The following is a 6,477-nucleotide window of genomic DNA, read 5'->3' on the forward strand; positions in this document are numbered from 1 at the left end:
TGTTTGGCCTAAGTTTTCGCAGCGAGTGACCCCTGGCTTTTTGAGAAGATACCTACTTTTCCCATTAAATGACAATAGATATGAGTCCAGTTCCCTGATTGTATAGTAATCATAGTTCCGCAAGCAGTATGGTCCGACAGAGCAACCACTCGTCCTTCCCACCAGTTACGCACATAACTACCCAACGGTGCAGCCATATCTAACCCCCGATGGAACTGGGATTGTCCTGTGATGGGAGAGGTGCGATAACCGTATCCAGATGTGTAGGTTTGGAAGTTTTCCACTGGAAACGTCGCATACTGCCAGACGTTAGTTGAATTTGTCGCCGGAACATACTGCGCTTGAGAAGGAGACTGTCGCCACCCATTTACAGCAACAGGGAGCAATAACGTAGCGATCGCAACAGAGAGTAATTTTTTGTTTAATTTACGTCCATAAGACTTGATAAATCCCATAGTAATACCGCTCACACCAAATCACCACAAGTCCAAAAAATAAATATAGGTAGCATGATAGCTATTTTTAGTCAAAGCTGCCAATGTAGTTGAGTTCGGAGTTATACTAAGTCCGCTCATTACCGTAGAGTAATATTTCTCCCCCCTTGCTTCCCCTGCTTCCCATATTTTTAAATTTTGCTAAGGTCTGCTTAATTTTGTTAAAATTTACAAACTATTATTTCTTTGTGAATCAAACGTTTAACAATTTATGGTTATTGATTTTATTCCCTTTCGTTTCTCCATCGATACCGTTGTCATTGCTGGTACTTGCTTATGGTCATTATCTCTCTATTTAGGGCTTTCTTCTTTCAGAGAAGGTATCATAGAAGGGCTAAATCGTTGGTTTAATTTTGCTGAGCGATCGCTTTATCCTAGTCAAGAGGAATTTGAAAAAACTCGCAAAGCAAGAGAATCCCAAAATGCTTTTTATGCCTCTCTTTTTAGCATTCTTCCTTTCTTTATTATTGGAGCATTTTGCAATTGGGGAGTGGGATTAAGTTTAGGTCAAAGTTGGTCTATTAGCGTAGGAATGTTAGCTTGTATGGCTTGCGGTGTTTATGAATTAGGTCGTAGAAGCACACAAGAGTATTAATCATTTATTCATGGAAAAAGCTACATTTGGAGCGGGATGTTTTTGGGGAGTAGAGGCTAGTTTTCGTCAGTTAAATGGCGTAGTCTCTACTTCCGTAGGTTATATGGGAGGACATTGGCCTAACCCTTGTTATTTAGATGTTTGTGCTAGGATAACTGGCCATGCTGAAGTGGTACAAATTGAATTTGATCCCACCATAATTAGTTATGAAAACCTATTAGAAACTTTTTGGAAAATTCACGATCCTACCAGTTTAAATCGTCAAGGAGCAGATCGAGGCGAACAGTATCGCTCTGTAATTTTTTATCACAATTTTGAGCAAGAAAAAATAGCCAGAAACTCTAAGCTAAAGTTACAAAAATCTGGTGAATACCAGAAGGATATTGTTACGGAAATCAAACAAGCATCGGATTATTATTTAGCTGAAGAATATCATCAACAATACCTTGAAAAGAAACAAAGTAAACAAGTTTAAATAGTTAGGATAGTGGTTAATGGTTAATGAACGTAGTTTAAATCCTCCAGAAGAAGGCATTTATCTATTAAATCAATATTCTGGTTGTTTTTCTCTCGCAACTATTAGCCATCTTCAAGGACAAGTTAATATTGACAAGTTACAAAGATCCATCGACTTGATACAAGATCAGCATGATATTCTTCGGTGTAAGATTATTAGAGAAAATAATGAGTTAAAGTTTCGATTAAAAGAACCAAATACAGCAAAAGTTAGTTTAGAGATTATTGAAGATTGTCAAGACAAATCTTGGGAAAATTGGGTTATTAAATATCTTAATCAGCCTTTAGCTTTAGAAAAATATTTATTCAGATGTTTTTTGATTATTCCCTCTTCTACTGCTCAAGAAAGTTATTTTGTTACTATCGTTTGTCATTCTATTTCTGATGGTTTATCCTCGGTAGAGCTTCATCGTTCCATTTTTAAAAACTACGAAAATATAGTTAATAATAAAATTCAGCGTAAAGTAAGCTTAGGAATAACATCTAAATACGAGCAAATATTTAATAAAAAATCTCATCAATTTTCTAATTATTTGAGAGCAATATTATCCGTAATCAAGCTACAAGTCGACAGTGTTTTTCTACAGCCTCAAAAGCTCAAACCAGAGCAAATTATATCTCTTCAGAAAAGAAAAGGTCGTTTTTCAAGCTACTGCTTAGATAAAAAAACTACTCAGAAAATAATCATCAAAAGTAAACAGGAAAATATCACAGTTAATAGTTTACTCACGGCGGCTATTTCTTTAGCGATCGCTGATGAAATCAAGACAAAAAAAGAAGAAGAAATAACCTTATATTGTCAGTGTTATGTTGATCTAAGACAAAGATTAAATCCCAACATTAATAACGAACACCTAGAAATTCTTATTTCTTCTCTGATGTCTTTTTATACCATTAGATCCCACGGTGACGTTGTGTCTTTAGGAAAGGAAGTTAATTATAAGATAAAAAAAGAATTAGAAAAGCAAGATTTTCTTTATTATCCTCTACTACTAAAACAAATTGTCACAACTTCTATAAAAAATACTCAAAACTTTACGCCGACATTTGGTATCAGTAACCTAGGGAAAATTAATTTAGAAAAAAACTATGGAGATTTTACATTAGAAAATATTTCCTTTGTTCCCAATATCTGTATTTATGATCATTCTCTCTCTTTGTCTATTTCAACTTTTAACAATAGAATGACCATAAATTTTTCTTTTTCTCATCCATCTTTTAGCAGCAAAAGAATCGACAAAATTGCTCAATCTATGTTCAAGATACTGGAAAATACGGAATAAATTAAACAAGAACTACATCGCTATTGACAGCAAAGGTATCATAATTTTCCAAGGTAGCTAGGATGTTGCTATTGATAGATAACTCACCGGTTGAACCATTAAAGCTAACGTTATTAAGACTGCTGATACCATACTCTGATTGATCGATTTCAATGATATCTCCTTCAGCAGAGGTAAATACTATTGAAATGGTTAAACAATTAGAAAAGAAAAAAGTTGCTACACCTTTAGTTTTCTTAATTGATAGTTTTTGGAAACCCGAAGATTTAGGTCTTTATTTACATTTTTATAACCTACGTAAATTTGGAATCAATTATTTAGTAGAAAAATTCAAGAATAATTTCTCAGATAGACGAGAAAAAACAATTATTTTCGTCAATCGTCTATTGGGTAAAATTAAGTCTTCTAATGAGAAAAATGTATCTAGATATATGAAAGATATCAAGCTACTGAAAGCTTTAGAATTAGCCAGAAGTCAATATTGTCTCCAACCTACTCAAGTTAAAGTTATTCTCTTTTTATCCCAAGAATATAGACTACTGAATACATCTAAATTAAATGAGTTTTTAACCGAAGAGATTGAAGTTGAAGAAATTTCCAGATATCATCACACCCTTTTTCAAGAGCCTTATATTAAGGAATTAACCCAAAAAATTCAAGACTATCTTAAGCAGTCAGCTTAGATAAAAAAGTTATCAATAAAAACTCCCCAAGTTAACAGCTTGGGGAAATTGAAGTTTTTTCTATTAATAACTAATCCATTGCTTATTCCACAACGCCGAGGTTTGAGAAACCTAATCATCCGACTGACAACAATTAATTACAGGAACTTCCGCCAACATTTCTAACCCCACCGAGGTTAAAAGTTGTTGCCATTCTTGAGGGTTCTCCGCTTTTATTTTCACAACTGTATCTAGGGTTTCAAACCAAAGACTAGCGTTAGCATAAACTTCTGCTCTCTCTAAGGAAGGTTTATCTTTCATCTGATTTTCGATGGTTTGAGATGGGGGGATATATTCCAAAGAACCCTCTACATATCTATCTCGGTTGCGATAGCGAGAATCACAAATAACCATTAATGACCAAGTATAGTTACCCGGTTGTAAGTTAGCTTTTTCGGGAATTTCTAACTTAATAATCCCTGGATTTGAAGGTAAGGAAAATTGCGTATGATATACTTCCTGATTATTTTGATCCACTAAAACAAACTCTCCTTCGGTAGCGTTTGTGGTGGGAATATACCCGTAAAAAGTAGGGGTATTGGTGGCTGTTTTGGCCGTGTTTTGTCGATTAGGCATTAAAGCAACTAATGGAGGTTCGTTATCCTCACTAACCAAACAAGTTTGATCGTCGCTTCTGGTTCCTCCCCCTGTGGTTTTTTTCGGTGCGTCTCTATTACCAGTGTCAGGAAAGTTCAAGCTAATAATACTGCCATTGGATAAGGGAGAAGAAAGAACAGGAAGTGATGGAGAAACAACCGCCAACCCCACAAGACTAAGGAGTAAACTGACTTTTTTTGAAACCCTTAATTTTAATTGTTTGTTCATCGATTTAGGTGATTTAATCATAATTCCAATTCTCTCTATACCATAAACATATTTTTCAATAAAATCAATGTTTTTTACAAAAATTAAACAATCAAATCGTACTGAGTTTGGGTCAGTTTGCAAACTATTTAATCTAGAGAAAAAAGATTTTTCAACCGTTGACTGATCCAAGAAACACTATTGTCTTTACTCTTTTCTAATAACCCCATTGCTTGTAATGTTTCCTTCCTTTGGGTTAATTCTTCTTGATGGATTTCTAATTGTTTGATGATACTTTCTGATATATGATTGTATTGCTGTAATAAAGTTTGAAAGGCTTGATGATTAATAGCAAAAAGTAGAGCAGGTTCTAATGCTTTTACGGATGCAGTGCGAGGAATCCCCAATAAAAGAGATAATTCTCCAAAAGATGTCCCATTTTTCAAAGTGGTTAAATGTTTATTGGTTTTAGGGCTAAATACTTCTACTGAACCTGATAAAATAATATAAAAAGCATCCCCTGGATCGTCTTCGTTAAACAAAATTTCTTCTGCTTCTAGGGTATGGCGATACCCCACTTCAATGAGTTGACGTAACTCTAAATTGGATAAATCTTGAAAGTAACTGATTTTTTTAAGTAGCATTCTCAAATCAGAAGAGGTTTCTAATTGAGGTAAAGTTTGGGTAAGGGTATTGCTTTGATGGGAGTAATTATGAAAAGACCCATTCTGATTATGATTTACTTGGTAACCATTACTATTAACAGGGATAGGGGAGGAAACTGACGATATTTTTTCTATTTGATGGATAGTAATACTTCTTTTTGGAGCCGCAGTTTCTAAGTTTCTAATTTTCAGTTCCTCGTTAATCAAATAATAAACAGAACTTTTTATCGGACTGATGGGATCTCTATCAACTGGATTTTCTAACCAAACTAATAACTCAAAATCCATGCTCCCTTCTCCGTATCCTTTAAAACGAACTTGCGGGGAAGGAGTTGATAAAACTTTGGTTTCTTTATAGGCTGCTGATACCAAAGCTTCGGTTATAATAACAGGGTCTTGGTCGTCATAAAAACTAATAGGAATAGGAAGACGGAATTTATCTTTTGTATAACTCCAATTAATAACTGTTTCTTTAGTTAAGCAATTATTAGGAATGACGATAATAACATCATGAATATTCCGAATTAAAGTAGAACGAAAGGAAATTCTTTCTATGGTTCCTTCGATATGGTTTACACTTATGAAATCCCCTACTTTTAAACGATTACCTAATAATAAAGTTAATCCACTAATAAAATTGCTTCCTAAATCTTGTAATCCAATTCCGAAAGCAATACCCACACCTCCAGCAAAAATTGTCAGGGAACTTAAATGAATTCCTAAATTTTCTAAGGCAATAATAAAAGCTAATACTAGTAAAATGTAACCAACAATTGATGTAATTGCTTCGTGGTTACCCCGTTCTAGTTTAAAATGAGATAGTAACCAACGGGAGACAATAAATCTGAGAATTTTAGCTACCCAGAAAGCTATGAAGATCCAAAAAACTGCATTCAACAAATACCCCAAAGATATGTCAGTTTCCCCGATCGCAATTAATTTTGTGGCTAGTATTTTGTTAATAATTAACCAGAGACGTTCTAAGTCTGTTTTTAGCCATTCTGAAGTTATCATAAATATGAAAGCATTTCTCAAAGTCTAAAAGGTAAATGGTAGCATGAATATTCGGTATTCCCCCTAATGATTTAATATTGTTATTATATTTTCTAGTGATTTGTAGTTAATATTTTTATTTGATTTTTCAGCAATTACTAAAGAGTCCTCTATCATTTCTTTTGCTAAGAAAAATTGACGATCTCTTTATTCTCCCCCCAGGGATAATAAAGTCATTGGGAAAGGACTTTATTATTTTGGATAGTTGTTTAATAGAGGTTTATCACCCTAAGTAACTCAAAATTGATGAGGAATATAGCGATCGTCAATGACATAATATATTCAAGGGAAGATTTAGCTAACCGCCGAGAAGCCCCGCACTATAAACGAGGGGGATTTATCAAA

6 protein-coding genes and 1 pseudogene are annotated in these 6,477 nt (G+C 34.1%); 4 read left to right on the forward strand and 3 right to left on the reverse strand.

The genetic code is table 11. The features are described 5' to 3' along the window. Nucleotides 1-53: 53 nt before the first annotated feature. Nucleotides 54-455 (reverse strand): annotated as a pseudogene (locus tag P9B04_RS12325) (M23 family metallopeptidase); the annotation flags it as partial. A 250-nt stretch (nt 456-705) separates the two neighbouring features. Between P9B04_RS12325 and P9B04_RS12330 the strand changes: the two are divergent. The 4 genes from P9B04_RS12330 to P9B04_RS12345 all read left to right on the forward strand — a co-directional run bounded on the left by P9B04_RS12330 (nt 706) and on the right by P9B04_RS12345 (nt 3,571). Further along, a complete protein-coding gene (locus tag P9B04_RS12330; RefSeq protein ID WP_342055289.1) occupies nt 706-1,089 on the forward strand; it encodes a hypothetical protein in 384 nt (127 codons plus the stop codon). 10 nt (nt 1,090-1,099) lie between these two features. Continuing rightward, a complete protein-coding gene (gene msrA / locus P9B04_RS12335; protein WP_342055290.1) occupies nt 1,100-1,564 on the forward strand; it encodes a peptide-methionine (S)-S-oxide reductase MsrA in 465 nt (154 codons plus the stop codon). Between the two features lie 19 nt (nt 1,565-1,583). After that, nucleotides 1,584-2,888 carry a phthiocerol/phthiodiolone dimycocerosyl transferase family protein gene (locus P9B04_RS12340; RefSeq protein ID WP_342055291.1) on the forward strand — a complete coding sequence of 435 codons (1,305 nt, stop codon included), beginning with the start codon at nt 1,584-1,586 and terminating at the stop codon, nt 2,886-2,888. A 152-nt stretch (nt 2,889-3,040) separates the two neighbouring features. Beyond that, nucleotides 3,041-3,571 carry a hypothetical protein gene (locus tag P9B04_RS12345; RefSeq protein WP_342055292.1) on the forward strand — a complete coding sequence of 177 codons (531 nt, stop codon included), beginning with the start codon at nt 3,041-3,043 and terminating at the stop codon, nt 3,569-3,571. A 111-nt stretch (nt 3,572-3,682) separates the two neighbouring features. Here the strand turns inward: P9B04_RS12345 and P9B04_RS12350 are convergent, their stop codons facing one another. Together P9B04_RS12350 and P9B04_RS12355 are read right to left on the reverse strand one after the other, a co-directional pair. After that, nucleotides 3,683-4,456 (reverse strand): DUF928 domain-containing protein, encoded by a 774-nt coding sequence (locus tag P9B04_RS12350; protein ID WP_342055293.1) that lies wholly within the window; start codon nt 4,454-4,456, stop codon nt 3,683-3,685. A gap of 107 nt (nt 4,457-4,563) precedes the next feature. Further along, nucleotides 4,564-6,093: a cyclic nucleotide-binding domain-containing protein gene (locus tag P9B04_RS12355; RefSeq protein WP_342055294.1), complete on the reverse strand. Its 1,530-nt coding sequence runs from the start codon at nt 6,091-6,093 to the stop codon at nt 4,564-4,566. Nucleotides 6,094-6,477: the final 384 nt, after the last annotated feature.

Source organism: Crocosphaera sp. Alani8 (assembly GCF_038442745.1).
Taxonomy (GTDB): domain Bacteria; phylum Cyanobacteriota; class Cyanobacteriia; order Cyanobacteriales; family Microcystaceae; genus Crocosphaera.